The sequence below is a fragment of the Mycolicibacterium sphagni genome (assembly GCF_002250655.1).
Lineage (GTDB): Bacteria > Actinomycetota > Actinomycetes > Mycobacteriales > Mycobacteriaceae > Mycobacterium > Mycobacterium sphagni.
In genome coordinates this window covers 17,881-35,769 of sequence record NZ_NOZR01000005.1, presented here as the reverse complement: position 1 = coordinate 35,769, position 17,889 = coordinate 17,881, and the positions used below count along the sequence as shown (strand labels likewise).

Sequence of the window (17,889 nt, the reverse complement as noted above, 5' to 3'; positions counted from 1 at the left end):
GGCGAAGCCCGCCACAGGTCGTTCAGGGCACCCGCCTCAGGGGCAGGCCGATCGACTTCGGGATCGACTCGGCGAAGATTCGCTTACGGAAGATCCAGTACGTCCAGGCTTGGTAGACCAGGACAATCGGGGTGAATATCGCTGCGGCCCAAGTCATCACCTTGAGCGTGTACGGACTGGACGAGCCGTTGTAGATAGTCAGGTCGTAGGCCGGGTCGATGGTCGACGGAATCAGATTCGGGTATAGCGATCCGAACAGCAGGGTCACCACCGCGGCAACGACGACCGTCGTCGCCAGGAAAGCCCAGCCTTCCCGGACGCCCCAGGCGGCCGCTACCGCGGCCAGCTGGGCCACTACCGCCACGACGAGGACCGCCCATGTCCACGACTTTCCGTGCGCCAGTTGGGTCCACAGGCCGAACGTGGCGACCAGCACGGTCGCGGGCACGCTGAGCTTGCGGGCCAGCCCGACCGCGTCGGTGCGTACAGCACCACCGGACTTCAACGCCAGGAACACTGCGCCGTGGAACAAGAAAAGGGCGCAGGTGGCCAGCCCACCGAGCAGTGTGTAGGGGTTCAGCACGTCGGCGACCGACAGCCCGACGACGTTCTTGTCCGGGCCGACCGGCAGCCCGTTGACCAGAACGGCGAACGCCACACCCCACAGGATCGCCGGCAGCCACGACCCGACCGCGATCCCGATATCGCACCACCTCCGCCATTTCGGATCGTCGATCTTCCCGCGCCATTCGATGGCGACGATGCGCGCGATCATCGACAGGAGGATCACCAGCAGTGGCAGGTACAGCGTCGAGAACACGGTGGCATACCAGTGGGGGAAGGCGGCGAACATCGCACCGCCCGCAGTGATCAGCCAGACCTCGTTGCCGTCCCAAACCGGTCCGATGGTGTTGAGCACGGCCCGGCGGTGAGATTCGTGATCGCCCTGGCCGATTCGGCCCAGCCATGCCATCACCATCCCGACGCCGAAGTCGAAGCCTTCCAGGACGAAGAAGCCGAGGAACAGCACCGCCACGATGATGAACCAGATCTGTTGCAGTCCCATGATGTAACTCCTTTCCTGCGGCTCAGTAGGCGAACGAGAGAGGGGCGACCTCGTCGTCTCCGGGTGGTGCGGGAGGTGTGGGCTCGGCGTCGTGCTCCAGCGGACCCGTCGTGATGTAGCGGCGCAGCAGGTAGAACCAGATCACCGCGAGTACCGCGTAGATCAGCGTGAACGAGATCAGTGACACCCACACCAGAGCGGGCCCGTGCAATGACACGCCTTGGCGCACGGTAAGCCGGACCAGTTGGTCACCATCGGGGTTGGGGGCCACCACCCAGGGCTGGCGGCCCATCTCGGTGAACACCCACCCGGCGATGGAGGCCAGGAATGGTGTCGGGAGGGTCACCAGCGCAAAGCGGGCGAACCAGCGGCTGCCGGGCACCCGGCCGCCGCGGGTGAGCCACAGCGTGGCCATTGCGAACAACAGCGGGATCGCCATCAGGCCGATCATGGCGCGGAACGACCAGTAGGTGACGAACAGGTTGGGCACATACCACTCGGGTCCGAACTTCTGTTCGTATTGCTGCTGAAGGTCTTTGGTGCCCTGCAGCGTGACACCGCTGAACTTGCCCTCGGCCAGGAATGGCAGCACGTAGGGCACCTCGATGACGCGGGTGATGCTGTCGCAGTTGTTGTGGGTGCCGACGGTCAGGATGGAGAAGCCCGGATCGGTCTCTGTATGGCACAGCGATTCCGCGGCCGCCATCTTCATCGGCTGCTGGTGGAACATCAGCTTGCCCTGCACGTCGCCGGTGAAAAACAAAGCGGCACAAGAGGCCAGCGCCACCAGCGAGCCCAGGATCGCGCCCGGGCGGTACAGGGCCGCGGCATCCGGGCTGCCCTTGGCGCGCACCATCCACCACGCGCACACCGTCGCCACGAACGTTGCGGCGACGAGGAAGGAGGCCGCCACGGCATGCCAGAAGGCCGCCACCCCGGTGTTGTTGGTGAACAACTCGGTAATGCTCTGCAGCTCGGCGCGATGCGTCACCGGGTTGTACCGCGTGCCGACGGGGTGCTGCATGAACGAGTTCGCCGTGATGATGAAGAACGCCGACAGGTTGACCGCGATCGCCACCAGCCAGATCGAGGTGAGGTGCAGCCACCGCGGCAGCCGGGTCCAGCCGAAGATCCACAGTCCGATGAACGTCGATTCGAGGAAGAACGCGACCAGGCCCTCCAGGGCCAGGGGAGCGCCGAAGACGTCGCCGACGAATCGGGAGTACTCGCTCCAGTTCATGCCGAACTGGAACTCCTGCACGATGCCCGTCGCCACACCGATCGCGAAGTTGATCAGGAAGATCTTCCCGAAGAACTTCGTCATCCGGTACCACGCCGGGTTGTCGGTCACCACCCAGATCGTCTGCATCACAGCGATCAGCGGGGCCAGCCCGATCGTCAGCGGAACGAAAATGAAGTGGTAGACGGTCGTGATTCCGAATTGCCAGCGGGATACGTCAAGAGCACTCATGGCCACACTCCCCAAAGCAAGCGAAAGGCGCGGATCGGCTATCTACGACAGAGTGTAGTAGCAATCCGCGCCGTCCGCGCTAGGGGCTTTTGGCCCCAGATTGGAGAAGTTAGGGCGCTGCGATCCGTTCGCCCAGGTTCTTGGATGCCTTGCGGATGCCGAAGGACGCCACGACCTCGAAGACACCGATCACGACCAGCCAGACGCCCACCACGATGGTCAGCGTGGCCAGCGAGGGGAACGGCGAGGCCAGCACCACGATGCCCGCGATGAGGGTGATGACGCCGACGAAAATCTCCCAGCCGCGCCCGGGGGTATCGGGATCGCTGATGGCCGAGACCGTGGTGGCGACACCCCGGAAGATGAAGCCGATGCCGATCCAGATAGCCAGCAGCAGAATGGAGTTCTGGATGCTGCGGAAGCACAGCACGGCCAAGATCAACGCGGCGGCACCGCTGATGAACAGCAACACGCGTCCGCCGGCGGACACGTGCAGAGTGAAGGCGTGGAACACCTGTGAGATGCCCGTCACCAGAAGGTAGGCGCCGAAGAAGATCGCGGCGACGAGGATGGTCTTGGCTGGCCAGGCGAGCACCAGTGCGCCCAGCACGAGTGACAGCAGTCCCGACAGCAGGACCGACTTCCACAAGTGCGGCAGCAGCGGCGGGGTAGAGGTGGTTGTCATGGCCGGAAGTCTTGCACAACCCGCTGGCCAGTTGCGGTATTTGGGCAGTTCACCGGGTGAATTCGGGTTTAGAGAATGTTGTCGCCCTCGCTCTGGTCGTACAGCGACAACCGGTACGCACGCCCGACCACGCTAGCTGGCCGTACCTGTGGATCCGCTGCCGGATGGTTACGCCTCTACTACTGTTCCGTTACCGGCATTACAAAACCTGGACCACGCCATTAGTTTCGGGCAGGACAGCCCGGATGCAGTCGAGAGAAATGAGGCAACCGTGCTAACAGGACGTCAAGACCGTCGCGGGGCGCAGTACTGGTGGCGTGCCGCCGGGATCGTCGCCGTAGCAGGGGCCCTAGCCCTGTCGGGCTGTAGCAGCAAGAGTGATTCCGGCGCAGGCCCGTCGACCTCGACCACCGCGGCCAAAGCCCAAAAGGTCGACGATATCGCGGCCACCCTGCCGGACGACATCAAGAAGTCGGGCAAGCTCGTCGTGGGCGTGAACATCCCTTATGCGCCTAACGAATTCAAGGATTCCAGCGGCAAGATCGTCGGCTTCGACGTCGACCTGATGAACGCCATCGCCTCCACCCTCGGCCTGACCGCCGACTACCGCGAAGCCGATTTCGCCAAGATCATCCCGTCGATTCAGCAGGGCACCTTCAACGTCGGCATGTCGTCATTCACCGACACCAAGGAGCGCCAGCAGTCGGTCGACTTCGTCGACTACTTCTCGGCCGGCATCCTCTGGGCGCAGCGGCCCGGCGCACCGATCGACCCCAACAACGCGTGCGGCAAGAAGGTGGCCGTGCAGGCGACCACCACCGAGGAGACCGACGAGTTGCCGGCTAAGAGCAAGGCGTGCACCGACGCCGGCAAACCGGCTATCCAGATCCTGAAGTTCGACGGCCAGGACGCCGCCACCAACGCCGTGGTGCTCGGTCAGGCCGACGCGATGTCGGCGGACTCGCCGGTGACCGCGTATGCCATCAAGCAGAGCAACGGCAAGCTCGAGGCCGCAGGCGAGATCTTCGAGTCGGCCCCGTACGGCTGGCCGGTCGCGAAGGGGTCGCCACTGGCTGCGTCGCTGCAGAAGGCCCTGCAGCATCTCATCGACACCGGTGACTACAAGACGATCGCCAGCAACTGGGGCGTCGAGTCGGGGATGGTCACCAAGCCGGTCATCAATGGGGGGACCAGCTAAGCGATATGAGTGTCGACGAGTCGGCCCCACCTGCCATCAACGCGGTACCACTTCGACATCCCTGGCGGTGGGTGGGGGCGACCGTCATCATCGTTCTGGTCGCTCTGTTCCTCTACGGAGCAGGCACCAACCCGGCCTACGGCTGGTCGACGTATCGCGAATATCTGTTCAACGACCGGATCATGCTCGGCGTGAGCAACACGCTGCAGCTGACGGTGTACGCCATGGTGCTGGGCATTGTGCTCGGTGTGGTGATGTCGGTGATGCGGTTGTCTCCGAACCCGGTATTCGGTTCGGTGGCATGGGTTTTCCTGTGGATCTTCCGTGGCACACCGGTGTACGTGCAGCTGGTGTTCTGGGGGCTGATCCCGACGGTCTACCAGAACATCCAGCTCGGTATCCCGTTCGGGCCAACGTTCTTTCACCTCGACCTGCAGGATCTCTCCATCCCGTTCCTACTGGCGGTGATCGGCCTCGGCCTCAACGAAGCCGCCTACATGGCCGAAATCATCCGCGCCGGAATCACTTCGGTGCCCGAAGGGCAGGCGGAGGCGTCAACCGCGCTGGGCATGTCGTGGGGAATGACAATGCGCCGCACCGTGCTTCCGCAGGCCATGCGTGTCATCATTCCGCCGACCGGCAACGAGGTCATCAGCATGCTGAAGACCACGTCGCTCGTGACGGCTGTGCCCTATTCGTATGACCTCTACAGCATCGCTTCCCGGGAGATCGCCGCCCGGACCTTCGAGCCGGTTCCCATGCTGCTGGTGGCGGCGACCTGGTATCTGGTGATCACCAGCGTGTTGATGGTGGGGCAGTACTACCTGGAGAAGTACTTCTCGCGCGGTATCTCCAGGAAATTGACCTCCAAACAGCTGGAGGCACTGGCGAAGGCGCAGACCATCACCGAGACAGGACATGTATGACCACCGAACCGATGGTGCGCGCCGAGCGGGTGTGCAAGGACTTCGGAGCGCTGTCGGTGCTCAAGGGTGTGACCCTGACGGTGGACCGCGGCCAGGTGCTCGTGCTAGTCGGCCCGTCGGGCTCTGGCAAGTCGACGTTCCTGCGGTGCATCAACCACCTCGAGAACGTCAGCGCGGGAAGGCTTTACGTTGACGGAGACCTGATCGGCTATCGCGAGCGCAATGGCAAGCTCTACGAGATGGCGCCACGGGATGCGGCCAAACAACGCCGCGACATCGGGATGGTCTTCCAGCACTTCAACTTGTTCCCGCACCGTACGGCGCTGGCCAACGTCGTCGAGGCGCCGCAACACGTCAAGCGAGTCAAGAAGTCTGCCGCCCTTACGCGGGCCCGTGACTTACTCGCGCAGGTGGGGCTGTCGGACAAGGCTGACGCCTATCCCGCACAGCTGTCCGGTGGGCAGCAGCAGCGGGTGGCGATCGCGCGTGCGCTGGCGATGGATCCCAAGCTGATGCTGTTCGACGAGCCTACCTCGGCGCTGGACCCTGAGCTCGTCGGCGAGGTACTGGGTGTGATGAAAAAGCTTGCCAGCCAAGGCATGACGATGATCGTGGTGACCCATGAGATGGGCTTCGCGCGGGAAGTCGCCGACGAGCTGGTGTTCATGGACGGCGGTGTGATCGTCGAGAGCGGGGCACCCCGTGAGGTTTTGAGTAATCCTCAGCACGACCGCACCAAGGCCTTTCTGTCGAAAGTCATGTAGCTCAGCGGGCTATCCGGTTGGACTCTCGACGCGCCCCGTCTCTTCCTGCGTGGGTCGATCGCTGTCCGCTTCCGGCAGCGGGCGGCGACCGACGAGGTACCACGTGTGCATCAAGCCCTTGCCTTTGACCTCGACGTCGCCGCGCTCTTCGAGAACGAAGCGGTCCCGCAGGCGTTCATAGACGTCCTGGGGGAGTTGGATGTGTCCCTCGAGGTCGGTGGTCTCCATCCGGGAGGCGACGTTGACCGCGTCGCCCCACACGTCGTAGAAGAACCGGCGCGCCCCGACCACGCCGGCCACCACCGGGCCTGCGGCCATCCCCATCCGCAGGGGCACCGGCTGGCCGTTCGGGTCGCGCAGGTCCCGCACCGCCTTGGTCATGTCCAGGGCCAGGTTCGCCAGCGCCTCGACGTGGTCGTCCCGCGGTTGCGGAACTCCACTGACCACCATGTACGAGTCGCCAGTGGTCTTGATCTTCTCCAGACCGTGTTTGTCGACCAGTCGGTCGAAGGTGGTGTAGAGCCGATCGAGGAAGCGCACCAGCTCGGCGGGCGGGATCTGGCTGGCCCGCTCGGTGAAACCGGCGATGTCGGCGAACAGGATCGAGGCGTCGTCGAACCGGTCGGCGATCACGCCGCGGGCCGGGTCCTTCAGCCGGGCCGCGATGCTGGCAGGCAGGATGTTGGCCAGCAGTGCCTCGGAGCGCAGGTACTCGAATTCCATTGCCGCCTCGGCCCGCGACACCTCGCGCATGGCGTACCAGACCGTCGCGAAGATCATCACGCACGCCGACACCGTGGTGATGACGAAGCCGGCGTTGACCAACCAGCGTGGCTGAACCCCGGTGTCGCCGGGCACCAGGAACTGCGAGGCGATCGTCAGCCCCGCACCGATCGCCACCACGACCGAGGCCAGCAACACGTGTTCGACGCCAAGCACCAGCACCGCCAGCGACGCCGACACCAAGTAATAGAACTGGATACCGGAATCCGTCCCGACCTGCCAGCCGACGATCGTCAGCGATAGGAAGGCGAAGAAGACGAATACCACGGCGGCGATGATGTCGCCGAAGCGATGCAGCAGCGGAACCAGCACGAAGATGCCCGCGGTGGCCAGGTTTATCAACCCGAGCGCCAGCACGCCGTCGGCGAACAGGATCTGCAGCAGCCCCACCACAGCGGTGACGACGGCGGCCATCATCGCCGCGATGTTGAGCACCCGCTGGCGGCGTGCGATGGATTCGGCCCAATGCAGGTTGCGGGCCGGCGCACGCCGTTGCATGCGCTCGCAGTCCGCGCGCTGGGCCGGCCCGTCTGGCGACACCGAACCAGCGCATTTCCGCAGGGTGCCCACCTTGGCAGCCTATCGGTTGGCCGCCAGCACCGACAGAAGTTCGAACCCGACATGGGCGGCGGCGATGCCCGTCATCTCGGCGTGGTCGTAGGCCGGGGCCACCTCGACGATGTCGGCGCCGACCACGTCGAGACCGACCAGCCCGCGCAGGGTGTTGAGCAGTTCGCGGGAGGTCAGCCCACCGGCCTCGGGTGTGCCGGTGCCGGGGGCGTGCGCCGGATCGAGCACGTCGATGTCGATCGAGACGTACACCGGGCCACCGTCAAGCCGCTTACGCATCCGCTCGACAATGCTTGCGACACCGTCGAATTCGTAATCGTCGGAGCGGATCACCTGAAAGCCCAACACGGAGTCGTCCTCCAGGTCGGTCTTGCTGTAGAGCGGGCCGCGGATCCCCATGTGCAACGAGCGCTCCATGTCGATCAGCCCTTCCTCGCTGGCCCGCCGAAACGGGGTGCCGTGGGTGTAGGGCGCCCCGAAGTAGGTGTCCCAGGTGTCGAGGTGAGCGTCGAAATGAAGCACGGCCACCTTGCCGTGGTCGCGGGCCAGGGAACGCAGGATTGGCAGCGCGATGGTGTGGTCACCGCCGATCGTCAGCACCGTCGACCCGTCCTTGCGCAGATCGGTCATCGCGGTGTCGATCGTGGCGATGGCGTCGTCGAGGTTGAACGGATTGACCGCGATATCGCCGCAGTCGGCCACCTGCTGGGCGGTGAACGGCTCCACACCGAGTGCCGGGTTGTACGGGCGCAGCAGCTTGGAGGCTGCCCGTACGTGCGAGGGCCCGAACCGGGCGCCCGGCCGGTACGACACGCCGCTGTCGAACGGCACACCCACGATGCGAACGTCGGCGCTGGAGACCTCGGAGATGCGAGGCAGCCGTGCGAACGTCGACGGTTCGGTGTAACGCGGGTATTTGGTCGCGTCGACGGGTCCGACGATGTCGGATGTCATTGCTCCTCCTCGACAACGGTTTGAGCGATAGCGGACGCGCTGGCCGGGTCGGCCAGTGTGGGGTCGGCCTCGATCATCGCCAGCTCTCGGGTCACGTCAAGTGTGCGGGTCAGGGCGACGTACACCCCGCCGGAAACCAGCATGCCGACGATGAACGCGATGTCGACTTCGCCCATCGCGGTCGCGGCCGGACCGACGAAGAAGGGTAGATCGACGAACGGGATCTCGGCGATCACGCCGGCCAGGAAGGCCGTCAGCCCACGCCAGGACCATGCGCCATAGATGCCGCGCGGAGTGAAGAGGTCGGCGATCACGTAATGGCCGCGGCGGACGAAAAAGTAGTCGGTCAGATTGACCGCGGTCCACGGGGCCAGCAGGTACAGCATGATCAGCAGGGTGGTGTTCAGCGCGTTGGTGGCGTTGGTCAGCATCAGGCTCATCGTCAGCCAGAGCACTGCGAGGGTGGCAATAGTGACAACCCGCAGCCGGCGGGTCGGCGTGACTGGTTTGAGGGAGTCGATGGCGGTGACGACGGTCAGCATGCCGCTGTAGGCGTTGAGGCCCATCGTCGCAACCAGGACCAGGGCAGACACCACCGCCAGCACGGCGCCGAGGACCGGCACGACCTGGTTTCCGGTCTCGTTGATCCCGGAAAGGGCGTCGGTGGCGCCGAGATACGTGGCCATCCAGGCGCCGAGCGGGATAAGCCAAGCCGGTGAGGCCGCGGCCCCGACGAAGACCGAGCCGATGATCGACGACGGCTTGGTGTCGCGCGGCAAGTAGCGACTGTAATCGGAGACGTAGGGGGCGTAGGTGATGTTGTAGGACGCTGCGACGCTGAACTGCACAAGGACGGCGACGAGGCTGAAACCGCCTGTCGTCGATGCGGTTCCGGTGGCGGCGCCGAACACTACGCCGAAACTCAATGCCAGCCACAGCGGTAGGGACACCCAGAACAGGACCCGGAACGTCCGGTGCAGCAGGTCGTGGCCGTAGATCGCCAGCAGGGCGGCGACGACGGTGATGACGACGGCCACAGCCAGCGGGTTCCATCCGAAGATGGACTCCAGCCCGGATTTGATGATGACGACGTCGACGACGTTGAAGCCGACGAAGGTGAACAGAGTTCCGAGCAGGGGCAGCAATACGCCGCGGTAGCCGAACTGAGCTCGGGACTGGATCATCTGGGGCAGTCCGAGCACTGGTCCCTGAGTCGCGTGGAACGCCATGAAGATCGTCCCGAATGCGATGCCGGCGAGCCCGGCGATGACGGTCCACCACAGCGACAGCCCGAGGCTGGGACCGACGAAGCCGAGGGCGAGGGTGAATGGCTGGAAGTTGCCCACGAACCAGAACGGACCCTGATGGCCGACCTTGCCGTGGCGTTCGTCATCGGGGACGTAGTCGATCGATCGGGTTTCGACCACGGTTGCGGCGGCGACGTTCACGGGTCCTCCAAGGCGGCCAACGAGCAGGTTGCATGTCACGATGCGCCCGGCGTTGTGGTCGGCGCCATAGCAGAATTGTTCAATCTGCCCACTACGATTGGACGATGCGTACATGCGGATGCGGCCGTGCTCACTGTCGCTGACGTGGTGGGGGAGCCCAGCCTGAACCTCACGGTGGTGACAGGGCCTGACCAGCTGATGCGTGAAGTGAGATCTGCGCATGTCTGCGAGCTGACCTCGCCGGCGGACTGGTTGCGCGGGGGTGAGCTGCTGATGACGGTCGGTCTGCTGCTGCCGATGCGCCTGGCGGATTGTCGCGCCTATATGTCCGAATGCGCGGCGGCCGGCGTCGCAGCTCTGGCGTTGGGTCTTGGTCACGGGTTGCCGTATCACGACTGCCCGGAGCCGCTCATGCGCGCCGCGCAGGAGAGCGGTGTGGCGCTGTTGACGGTTCCCGACGAGACACCGTTCATCGCGGTCACGAAGTGGGTGTTCGAGACCATCGCCCGCGAGGAGAGTCGGGAACTGCACACCGCGTTGGAGATCAACCGGGCCCTGACCGCGGTCGCGACCAGTTCCGCGCCGCTGGCGGCGCTGCTCGGGGCGTGGTCTCAAGCCAGCGACGCTGCGTGCATCGTGTGCGACGCCGCCGGGCAGCTTGTCGACGCAACGCCGGGCACCGCCCCCGGGTCGGTCGCCGCAGCCATGGCGGCGGTCGGCACCGCGCGAGCCTCCGGCATGGCGTGGTCAGTGGTCGACGGCTTCGAGATCCACACCGTTGGATCGCGAATTCCTTTGGCGCACATAGCGCTCAGCGCAGAAATGGACCTACGCTCACGTGCCGCCTCCAGTGTTCTGGTGTCGCTGATCGCTGTCGACATCGAGCGCCGCAATCTTTCCGGACAGGTCGAGCGTCAGCGCCGATCGCAGGTCTTCGCCCAGTTGCTGCGCCCCGGCATCAAGCGGGAACGTGCCCATCAGATGCTGGCCAGAGTGGGTTTGGGGCCAACGCCGCTTCAGGTGGCCACTGTCGCCGGCGAGGATGCCGAGAGGCTGGCCTTCCGGCTGCAGGCCGGTCTCGGGGACGCGCTGGTGCTGGTTCGCGGTGACACCGTCGAGATCGCCCACGCCGACCTCGACATGCTGGTCGAGACGTTGCGCGCCCATGCGGAGGGGCTGCCGTGCGGGATCGGAGCGCCGGTGGCGGCCGAGGCGCTGTCCGTTTCGGCGATGCAGGCCCGCTCGCTGCTACCGGTCAGCGCGCGACTCGGTCGCATCGTGACCGCCGGTGAGAGCGAGACGGTATCGCTGTTGGTGTCGTTGGGTAGCCCGGAGGTCGTGCGTGGATTCGCGGACGCGGTGCTGGCCCCGCTGGACGCGCTGGATCCGCGGGAGCGCCTGGAGTTGCTGCGGACGCTGGATCAGTGGCTGCGGGTCAACGGTGCCTGGGACCCGGCTGCGGCGCGGCTATCGCTGCATCGCAACACCGTTCGCAACCGTATTGAACGTATTGCGGCGCTGACCGGGCGACGGCTCGATGACGGCGACGAGCGGATGGAGCTCTGGTTGGCGCTCAAATCGCGCGCCGCGATGTCCTGATCGGACGGGTCGGCCGGGCTAGCCTGCAGTAGTGACCCGCATCGCCTGTGCTCAGATCGACCCCACCATCGGGGCGGTGTCCGCCAACCTTGAGTTGACGGCAGGTGCGATTGCCGACGCCGTCGCGCAGGGCGCCGACGTCGTGGTGCTGCCCGAATTGGCCACCTCCGGCTATATGTTCGCCGATGCCGACGAAGCCCGCTCGGCGGCGCTGAGCCCGGGCGGCCCGGCGTTCGACGCTTGGCGGTCGGCCGCCGGCGGGGCGATCGTCGTCGGGGGGTTCTGCGAGCTCGGCGACGACGGCTTGCTCTACAACAGCGCGGCGGTCCTGGACGCCGACGGCATGATCGCCACCTACCGCAAGACCCACCTGTGGGACCGGGAAAAGCTGATCTTCACCCCCGGCGCCGCGCTGCCGTCGGTGCTGAAGACGAGGCACGGCGCGATCGCGGTGATGGTCTGCTACGACCTCGAGTTCGGTGAGGTGACCCGTCGGGTGGCGCTGGACGGCGCGGAGCTGATCGTGGCCCCGGTCAACTGGCCCCTGTTCCCGCGGCCGGAGGGGGAGCGGCCCGGCGAAGTGATCACCGCGATGTCCACCGCCCGGATCAACCGGGTCGTCATCGCGGTCTGCGACCGGGCCGGCGTCGAGCGCGACCAGCCGTGGACCGAGGGGACCGTGATCGTCGATCCGGACGGGTGGGTGATCGCCGAGGCAGGCACGGGAGCCGGCTTGGCGATGGCCGACGTCGACCTGTCCGCCACGCACGACAAGACGTTGACCGAACTGGTGGACCTGTTCTCCGACCGTCGCATCGACCTGTACTGAATCCCCGCCCAGGTGTTCGCCTAGGCCAGCCACGACGACCACGACTGTGGTGCCGTCACCCGCAGAGAAGGTGGTGACGCCCGGCGGGCAACTCGTTCTCGCCGAACCGGCGCGATGGCGTGCCGCGGCGATACAGTCGCGGCGTGTCATCGCTTAGCGCCACCTCGTTGTCCGTCGCGATGCGGGACGGGTCGGCCGCCGACCACGACGCCGCCGAGCGGTCGCCGTTCGTCGCCGAGCTGCTCGGCGGCAATGTCAACGCTCAGGGGTACGTCGACTACCTGCAGCGGCTAAGACTGGTCTATGCCGCAATCGAGGACGCCGTCCGCGCGCGACGTGATGACCCGCTGGTCGCAGCCGTGTACGACCCCGCCCTCGAGCGGCTTTCAGCGATCGATGCCGATCTCGACCATTGGGCGCCTGGCATCGGCCGAGAAGTCGACTCGGCCGCTGCGGCGACCTATCGGGACCGGGTCGCCGGGTTTTCTTGGGGCGGTGACCTTCTCGCGCATCACTACACCCGTTACCTCGGTGACCTGTCGGGCGGCCAGGCGATCGGCCGGATCCTCGACCGAACCTTTGATCTGGGAGGCGCAGGGTTGGCGTTCTATGAGTTCCCACTGCGCGCCAAGCCTTACAAGGACGAGTACCGAGCGCGGCTCGACGGCCTCGGACTGGCCGCCGCCGAGATCGACCGGGTGGTCGACGAGGTGAAGGTGGCGTTCCGGTTGAACCAGGCTCTTTTGACGGAGCTCGGCGAGAATCTAGCCGCCTACCGGGCCTGAGCCCGACACGTCGCACCGGCTCCGGAAGTCCTTGTTGGGCTGGCGAATTGCCGCGATGTCGTCGCTCACCTGCGGGTTGGCGGCCAGATATTCCTGCACCTTCTGGCGGATCTGATCCCTCGGCAGGCCCTGCAGGCTCGTGAAGAATGCGTTCACGTCGGGATGGGTGAACAGGTAGCCCGACATCGAGAATCCGACGCCGGACTGGATGCCGGCCATGTCGGCCGATGTGCAGTTCGGTGGTGGGTCGGCCGCGGCGGTGCCGGCGACGCCGAGAACGAGAGCGCCGGCGGCCAGACCGACGGCCGCTGCGTGACGCATAGAACACGCGATGCTCATCAACACTCCGCTCGTGGGGCCGTCGTGAATAGCACTCACACTGTACGGGTTTGCGCGTGCGGGATCTGGCGTTTGTCAGGCGAGCCGAGGGTTTTTCGGGTGGTCGGCATTAAGGCGGCAGCGCCCGCGGCCACAAGTGCGCCGCCGAGGACCATCCCTCCGATGACATCGCCGAAAATGTGTGCGCGCACGTAGAGCGCAAGCCAGGCGACGAAGAGAACACCGGCAACGACCGGGACCGACAACGCCGCCGCGACCGTGCGGCTTCGTCCTTTACCGAGGCACACCGCGATCATCCCGAGGAGGGTGGCAGCGCCTGTGACATGGCCGGATGGGAACGTATGGGCATAGTCGAGCGGCGACCAGCCGACCACCGGCCCGTCGTGCAACTTCAACAGATTTTCGGGTGTGCGTTCGGCCAGTGCCTTGAGCGCCTGCTCGATTGCGGCGCCGGCGCCCACTGCTCCGGTCACCACAACAACCCGCCTAGCCGACCGCGCCCGCACCGCCAGGATTGTTCCGCTCACGAGGCCCGCGATCGCGACGTAGAGCGGGTTGCCGATGTCGTCGAAGAGTCCATTTGAATCGCGTTGCCACTTGTATGACCGGTGAGCATCGAACCAATTCCAGACGGACGTGTCGAGAGCTGTCATCCACTGGGAATTGACCGTGACAGCCAGAATTGCCACAACACTGAACAAACCCGCGGAGAGCATCAACATCCCCAAGCGACCCCGAAGACGTAGTGCGGCCGCGATGAAAATCGCGGCCGTGGTGCTCAGGGCGATCAAGGTGACGTTGATGAGGAGCATTCTGCCCGACCGGGGTCGCGGACAGCATCACTTCGTTCCGCGCTCGTTGAGGTCGACACATATCTTCACCAGGTCATCAAGATCCTTGCCTTGTTTCCCGGTGCCGAAGGTCAAGGAGCTTCTGCACTCGCTTTGGTAAGGGCTGTACGAGGACGCGCACGCCCATGCGACCCAGGCGATGATCACCGCGCACACGATCAGCCCGGCAATGCCCCAGGGGCGCGCCTTTTTGGACTGTCGGCGGGCCGCACGGCGGGCGTGAAGTGGCCGGTCATCCTGGTCGGGATACCACCCGGACGGACGTAATTCACCCATGACCAGGTGATGCTACCGAAAACACTCAGTTAGTAACTGGATTATCGACGTTAAGAATAAATCGGTCTGTACCGAAACTGTGCGTGTGGTACGCCGCTCGCACATTAAAACTGTTACAGCACAATGCCTTCGAGGCTTTTGTGTACCTGGTGTGGCGCATGAGACTTCATGGGGGCCGTCGTCCGGCTGAGGCTGATGTCAGGCGCTGGGGGAGGTTGCCGTTGCTGGGCCTAGCCACGTTGTTTTGCCGGAGGCGGGTTTCGTCACGAAGGCAGACGGGACCTAGTGGTCTGGTCGAGTGGTGCGGTGGCAGTGTTCGCTGCTGGATGGGATCATCTCGGCATCTCCGCTCAGATCACAACGATGAATGTGGGGTTCCGGTGTTCGGAAAACACAAGCTGTCGCAGGAGACTGCCGAGGCGAAGGCGGTCGTCACGTCCGTCGAGCTGTACCAGGGTGGAATGCGCGCGAACTGGGGGACGGGTTTCACCTACGACGTGGGGATGCGGGTGCATTTCGACGACGACACGACGGCTGACGTCGTGCGCCGAATCGGAGGTATGGGCGGTACGGATCTCACGTTCACCGTGGGCGACATCGTTCCGGTCCGCTACGACCCGCGCGACCGCGACAAGATCGAACTCGACGAGGACGCGCTCAGAGCCGAGCAGCAACGCGCCCGCCAGCTGAGCCAGAGCCAGGTGGACCAGGCCAACCAGCAAGCCGTACGCGACGCCGAAGCGCGGCTCGCCGGCACTACGGCGACCCGACCCACTTCGGCCCCCGACCCCGACCCTGATCAACTCGACGCGCTCGTCAAGCTTGACGACCTACACAGGAGCGGCGCCCTAACCGACGCGGAGTTCGAGGCCGCGGTCCACCGGCTGCAGGGCAGCTAGGGCAGATAAGTTCGGCAGCCATCCAGCTCGGCACCGAGTCGCCGACTGATCCAACAAGCGGCGCGAGGATCGTGGGGCCGTCGACAGCCCCGCCCGGCTCCTTGTTGTATGCGCCATGCGGTCCTCCGGCCACGGCATACTCCCTACTCATGTCGAACACCAGGGGAGTGGCCCTGGCCATTGCGCTCGCAGCGGTACTCACCGCATCGTGCGGGGGCGCCAGACCACCAGGCGTGACGAACGCGGTCACCGTCGCGCCAACATCGCCGGAAAGTCCTGCCGCGCAACCACCCTCAGCGCCGGAGAACCCCGACACTGGTGTGCGATCACAGTTGATCAATGTCACACTCCCGCCGGGCACTGTGCCTGAGTGCTGCGCCAAGATAGCTAGCCTTGAGACCTGGACCACGCCTGCCACCTACGAGTACACAGTCCAGAGCCTGCGCGAGCAGTTACCACTTTTCAAGGACTACGACGGCTTGCCTTGGTGCAGTCAGCAAATCAACGCCCAGGACGGATACACAATGTGGGACTGGGCCGACGACAAGCAATCCATCATTGTGAACATTAAGCAGGGAGAAATTTCTATCAATCGTGGCCCTGACGACCAGGGCCGTTCGAGCTGCGACACCGGCTAGTCCGGCGGCGGTGGGCTGAGTTCTCGAATGCAATCCTTCATACGATTTGCGTTGGCCTGCAACATGATCCAAGTTGGCGATTTCTGAGCTGCGTTTCCTGCGTAGCCGGCTTTGCACGCTCATCAAGGCAGCGCGCGAAATTTCGGCAACGTCGCATCGCGACTGTGGCCGTCGCTGTCCAGGTCGAAACCCCGTGCCAATGGTGCGCCAGCGTGGCCCGGTCGTCCTGACGATTCATAGCACCGGCATAGCGCAATCTGGTCGGCGGCTTAGCAAGGCGCCGCACCGTGTGAACTATGTCCAGAATTGTCGGGGGACAAACAAATGCCGGGGGACAACGAAGTGTTCGTGATGTCGTTGGGCGGTTGGCGCGAGCGGTTCTGGCCGCGGCGGCCATCATCGCCCTGCTGGCGTTCGTCCACGTACTAGCGCCGGGTGAAAATGAGGTCACCGTCGCATCCGGGACGCTGCGGTCGATCGACGCGCCCGCCGACACACCGATCGTGCCCAACGACCCGCCGACCCCTGTTCCCGGTGCGCCACCGCCTGCCGCCCAGGATGCGTCCTCAGCGGTTCCCCCCGACGACCAGGCGGTCCCGGACGACACCGATGACGACGACTCCCTTGCCGAGGCCGCCCAGCAAGAAGAAGAGCAGCAGCAGGAGAGTGACGACGAGCAGCAGGCGCTGCAGAGCGAACTGGAAACCGAGCAGGAGGACCAGGAGGCCGAGCAAGAAGCCGAGGACCAAGAGGAGCAGGGCGAGCAGCAGGCCATGCAGGACGAGGAACAAGGCGAGCTGACTGAGCAGCAGGCCGCCGGAGGGTAACGCGCGCATTCAGATTGCGGATGCACTGACCCTGTCCGACAGGCGGTGGACGGGGGTGATGCTTCCTGGCGCGGATCTGCTTACCGGGTCGCTCGGGCCATTAGCCTCTTTACTCGTCTTTCTGGTGCCCTCGGTGAGATTCGAACTCACACTGCACGGGTTTTGAATCCGTTTCCTCTGCCAGTTGGGATACGAGGGCCAGCCGCCGCTGTAGCGGTGTTCCACCATAGTGGATCGCCGGAGCACAACCGCCGGGCGGTGGGTTGATGGTCTCAAGGTGGCTGTTTGCCGCCGACCACGCAACAATGTGGCCATGACCGACGCCCCAGACCGTATACACCGCCGGGTGCTGATCGCCGAGGACGAGGCGTTGATCCGGATGGATCTGGCCGAGATGCTTCGTGACGAGGGATATGAAGTAGTCGGCGAGGCCGGTGACGGCCAGGAAGCTGTCGAGCTGGCCGAACAGCTGAAGCCGGACCTGGTGATCATGGACGTGAAGATGCCGCGCCGCGACGGGATCGATGCGGCCGCCGAGATCGCCAGCAAGCGCATCGCGCCCATCGTGGTACTGACCGCGTTCAGTCAGCGTGATCTGGTGGAGAAGGCGCGCGACGCCGGGGCGATGGCTTACCTGGTCAAGCCGTTCTCGATCAGCGATCTGATTCCGGCGATCGAGGTCGCGGTGAGCCGGTTCAGCGAGATCGCCGAACTCGAGCGCGAGGTGGCCAACCTCTCGGACCGGCTGGAAACCCGCAAGCTGGTGGAACGGGCCAAGGGTCTGCTGCAGACCAACCAGGGCATGACCGAGCCCGAAGCGTTCAAGTGGATTCAGCGCGCGGCAATGGACCGGCGCACCACGATGCGGCGTGTCGCCGAAGTCGTCTTGGAGACCCTCGACACGCCGAATGACGCTTCACCGTCGAATTGATCCGTTAACTACCCGTTTCCTCTGACCGCGCCGTTTGTGGCGATACGGAA

At 65.0% G+C, this 17,889-nt stretch carries 19 protein-coding genes and 1 tRNA gene; 10 read left to right on the top strand and 10 right to left on the bottom strand.

What is annotated here, in order from left to right:
• Window positions 1–22: 22 nt before the first annotated feature.
• From cydB to CG716_RS07335, 3 genes are all read right to left on the bottom strand, one after another.
• Window positions 23–1,066 (bottom strand): cytochrome d ubiquinol oxidase subunit II, encoded by a 1,044-nt coding sequence (gene cydB, locus CG716_RS07345; protein WP_094477985.1) that lies wholly within the window; start codon window positions 1,064–1,066, stop codon window positions 23–25.
• A 22-nt stretch (window positions 1,067–1,088) separates the two neighbouring features.
• Window positions 1,089–2,537, bottom strand: a complete 1,449-nt coding sequence (locus CG716_RS07340) for a cytochrome ubiquinol oxidase subunit I (protein ID WP_094477983.1) — start codon at window positions 2,535–2,537, stop codon at window positions 1,089–1,091.
• 109 nt (window positions 2,538–2,646) lie between these two features.
• Window positions 2,647–3,222: an HdeD family acid-resistance protein gene (locus CG716_RS07335; RefSeq protein WP_165774058.1), complete on the bottom strand. Its 576-nt coding sequence runs from the start codon at window positions 3,220–3,222 to the stop codon at window positions 2,647–2,649.
• Window positions 3,223–3,493: 271 nt separating this feature from the next.
• On the opposite strand from CG716_RS07335, the gene CG716_RS07330 reads away from it, so the two are divergent.
• Genes CG716_RS07330 through CG716_RS07320 form a run of 3 tightly spaced genes read left to right on the top strand, consistent with a single transcriptional unit; the run spans window position 3,494 to window position 6,110 of the window.
• Window positions 3,494–4,420 carry an ABC transporter substrate-binding protein gene (locus CG716_RS07330; RefSeq protein ID WP_094477981.1) on the top strand — a complete coding sequence of 309 codons (927 nt, stop codon included), beginning with the start codon at window positions 3,494–3,496 and terminating at the stop codon, window positions 4,418–4,420.
• Between the two features lie 5 nt (window positions 4,421–4,425).
• A complete protein-coding gene (locus CG716_RS07325; protein WP_094477979.1) occupies window positions 4,426–5,346 on the top strand; it encodes an amino acid ABC transporter permease in 921 nt (306 codons plus the stop codon).
• A gap of 11 nt (window positions 5,347–5,357) precedes the next feature.
• Window positions 5,358–6,110 carry an amino acid ABC transporter ATP-binding protein gene (locus CG716_RS07320; RefSeq protein WP_094478379.1) on the top strand — a complete coding sequence of 251 codons (753 nt, stop codon included), beginning with the start codon at window positions 5,358–5,360 and terminating at the stop codon, window positions 6,108–6,110.
• Window positions 6,111–6,119: 9 nt separating this feature from the next.
• Here the strand turns inward: CG716_RS07320 and CG716_RS07315 are convergent, their stop codons facing one another.
• The 3 genes from CG716_RS07315 to CG716_RS07305 form a co-directional block, all read right to left on the bottom strand.
• Complete coding sequence (locus tag CG716_RS07315; protein ID WP_165774068.1) at window positions 6,120–7,391, bottom strand: adenylate/guanylate cyclase domain-containing protein; 1,272 nt, start codon at window positions 7,389–7,391, stop codon at window positions 6,120–6,122.
• Window positions 7,392–7,472: 81 nt separating this feature from the next.
• Window positions 7,473–8,417 carry an agmatinase gene (speB, locus tag CG716_RS07310; protein ID WP_094477975.1) on the bottom strand — a complete coding sequence of 315 codons (945 nt, stop codon included), beginning with the start codon at window positions 8,415–8,417 and terminating at the stop codon, window positions 7,473–7,475.
• Window positions 8,414–9,865, bottom strand: coding sequence for a purine-cytosine permease family protein (locus CG716_RS07305; RefSeq protein WP_234817744.1), 1,452 nt, complete (start codon window positions 9,863–9,865; stop codon window positions 8,414–8,416). The genes speB and CG716_RS07305 overlap by 4 nt, the downstream gene beginning before the upstream one ends.
• A gap of 126 nt (window positions 9,866–9,991) precedes the next feature.
• On the opposite strand from CG716_RS07305, the gene CG716_RS07300 reads away from it, so the two are divergent.
• The 3 genes from CG716_RS07300 to CG716_RS07290 all read left to right on the top strand — a co-directional run bounded on the left by CG716_RS07300 (window position 9,992) and on the right by CG716_RS07290 (window position 13,078).
• Window positions 9,992–11,464 (top strand): PucR family transcriptional regulator, encoded by a 1,473-nt coding sequence (locus CG716_RS07300; RefSeq protein WP_094477971.1) that lies wholly within the window; start codon window positions 9,992–9,994, stop codon window positions 11,462–11,464.
• Between the two features lie 31 nt (window positions 11,465–11,495).
• Window positions 11,496–12,293, top strand: coding sequence for a nitrilase-related carbon-nitrogen hydrolase (locus CG716_RS07295; protein ID WP_094477969.1), 798 nt, complete (start codon window positions 11,496–11,498; stop codon window positions 12,291–12,293).
• Window positions 12,294–12,436: 143 nt separating this feature from the next.
• A complete protein-coding gene (locus CG716_RS07290; protein ID WP_272938268.1) occupies window positions 12,437–13,078 on the top strand; it encodes a biliverdin-producing heme oxygenase in 642 nt (213 codons plus the stop codon).
• Here CG716_RS07290 and CG716_RS07285 read toward each other — a convergent pair.
• Genes CG716_RS07285 through CG716_RS07275 form a run of 3 tightly spaced genes read right to left on the bottom strand, consistent with a single transcriptional unit; the run spans window position 13,058 to window position 14,544 of the window.
• Window positions 13,058–13,399, bottom strand: a complete 342-nt coding sequence (locus CG716_RS07285) for a heme-binding protein (protein WP_234817743.1) — start codon at window positions 13,397–13,399, stop codon at window positions 13,058–13,060. The genes CG716_RS07290 and CG716_RS07285 overlap by 21 nt on opposite strands.
• A gap of 53 nt (window positions 13,400–13,452) precedes the next feature.
• Window positions 13,453–14,229, bottom strand: a complete 777-nt coding sequence (locus tag CG716_RS07280; RefSeq protein ID WP_094477965.1) for a phosphatase PAP2 family protein — start codon at window positions 14,227–14,229, stop codon at window positions 13,453–13,455.
• A gap of 27 nt (window positions 14,230–14,256) precedes the next feature.
• Entirely contained in the window at window positions 14,257–14,544 is a 288-nt protein-coding gene (locus CG716_RS07275) for a hypothetical protein (protein WP_094477963.1), read from the bottom strand.
• 380 nt (window positions 14,545–14,924) lie between these two features.
• On the opposite strand from CG716_RS07275, the gene CG716_RS07270 reads away from it, so the two are divergent.
• The 3 genes from CG716_RS07270 to CG716_RS07260 all read left to right on the top strand — a co-directional run bounded on the left by CG716_RS07270 (window position 14,925) and on the right by CG716_RS07260 (window position 16,908).
• Window positions 14,925–15,443 carry an SHOCT domain-containing protein gene (locus CG716_RS07270; protein WP_094477961.1) on the top strand — a complete coding sequence of 173 codons (519 nt, stop codon included), beginning with the start codon at window positions 14,925–14,927 and terminating at the stop codon, window positions 15,441–15,443.
• 233 nt (window positions 15,444–15,676) lie between these two features.
• The gene (locus tag CG716_RS07265; protein WP_133066885.1) at window positions 15,677–16,081 is read left to right on the top strand and encodes a hypothetical protein; all 405 of its coding nucleotides are present in this window, start codon (window positions 15,677–15,679) and stop codon (window positions 16,079–16,081) included.
• 365 nt (window positions 16,082–16,446) lie between these two features.
• On the top strand, window positions 16,447–16,908 hold the full coding sequence (locus tag CG716_RS07260; protein WP_094477957.1) for a hypothetical protein: 462 nt from the start codon (window positions 16,447–16,449) through the stop codon (window positions 16,906–16,908).
• Window positions 16,909–17,030: 122 nt separating this feature from the next.
• Here CG716_RS07260 and CG716_RS07255 read toward each other — a convergent pair.
• Window positions 17,031–17,107: transfer RNA gene (locus CG716_RS07255), tRNA-Leu, on the bottom strand.
• A 114-nt stretch (window positions 17,108–17,221) separates the two neighbouring features.
• On the opposite strand from CG716_RS07255, the gene CG716_RS07250 reads away from it, so the two are divergent.
• Window positions 17,222–17,839: a two-component system response regulator PdtaR gene (locus CG716_RS07250; protein ID WP_094477955.1), complete on the top strand. Its 618-nt coding sequence runs from the start codon at window positions 17,222–17,224 to the stop codon at window positions 17,837–17,839.
• The last annotated feature ends 50 nt before the right edge of the window (window positions 17,840–17,889 follow it).

Coding starts and splice junctions, on each gene's coding strand:
- speB (WP_094477975.1), bottom strand. CDS start 8,417: ATGACATCCGACATCGTCGGACCCGTCGACGCGACCAAATACCCGCGT.
- CG716_RS07250 (WP_094477955.1), top strand. CDS start 17,222: ATGACCGACGCCCCAGACCGTATACACCGCCGGGTGCTGATCGCCGAG.
- CG716_RS07280 (WP_094477965.1), bottom strand. CDS start 14,229: ATGCTCCTCATCAACGTCACCTTGATCGCCCTGAGCACCACGGCCGCG.
- CG716_RS07285 (WP_234817743.1), bottom strand. CDS start 13,399: ATGCGTCACGCAGCGGCCGTCGGTCTGGCCGCCGGCGCTCTCGTTCTC.
- CG716_RS07320 (WP_094478379.1), top strand. CDS start 5,358: ATGGTGCGCGCCGAGCGGGTGTGCAAGGACTTCGGAGCGCTGTCGGTG.
- CG716_RS07315 (WP_165774068.1), bottom strand. CDS start 7,391: ATGCAACGGCGTGCGCCGGCCCGCAACCTGCATTGGGCCGAATCCATC.
- CG716_RS07275 (WP_094477963.1), bottom strand. CDS start 14,544: ATGGGTGAATTACGTCCGTCCGGGTGGTATCCCGACCAGGATGACCGG.
- CG716_RS07340 (WP_094477983.1), bottom strand. CDS start 2,537: ATGAGTGCTCTTGACGTATCCCGCTGGCAATTCGGAATCACGACCGTC.
- cydB (WP_094477985.1), bottom strand. CDS start 1,066: ATGGGACTGCAACAGATCTGGTTCATCATCGTGGCGGTGCTGTTCCTC.
- CG716_RS07325 (WP_094477979.1), top strand. CDS start 4,426: ATGAGTGTCGACGAGTCGGCCCCACCTGCCATCAACGCGGTACCACTT.
- CG716_RS07335 (WP_165774058.1), bottom strand. CDS start 3,222: ATGACAACCACCTCTACCCCGCCGCTGCTGCCGCACTTGTGGAAGTCG.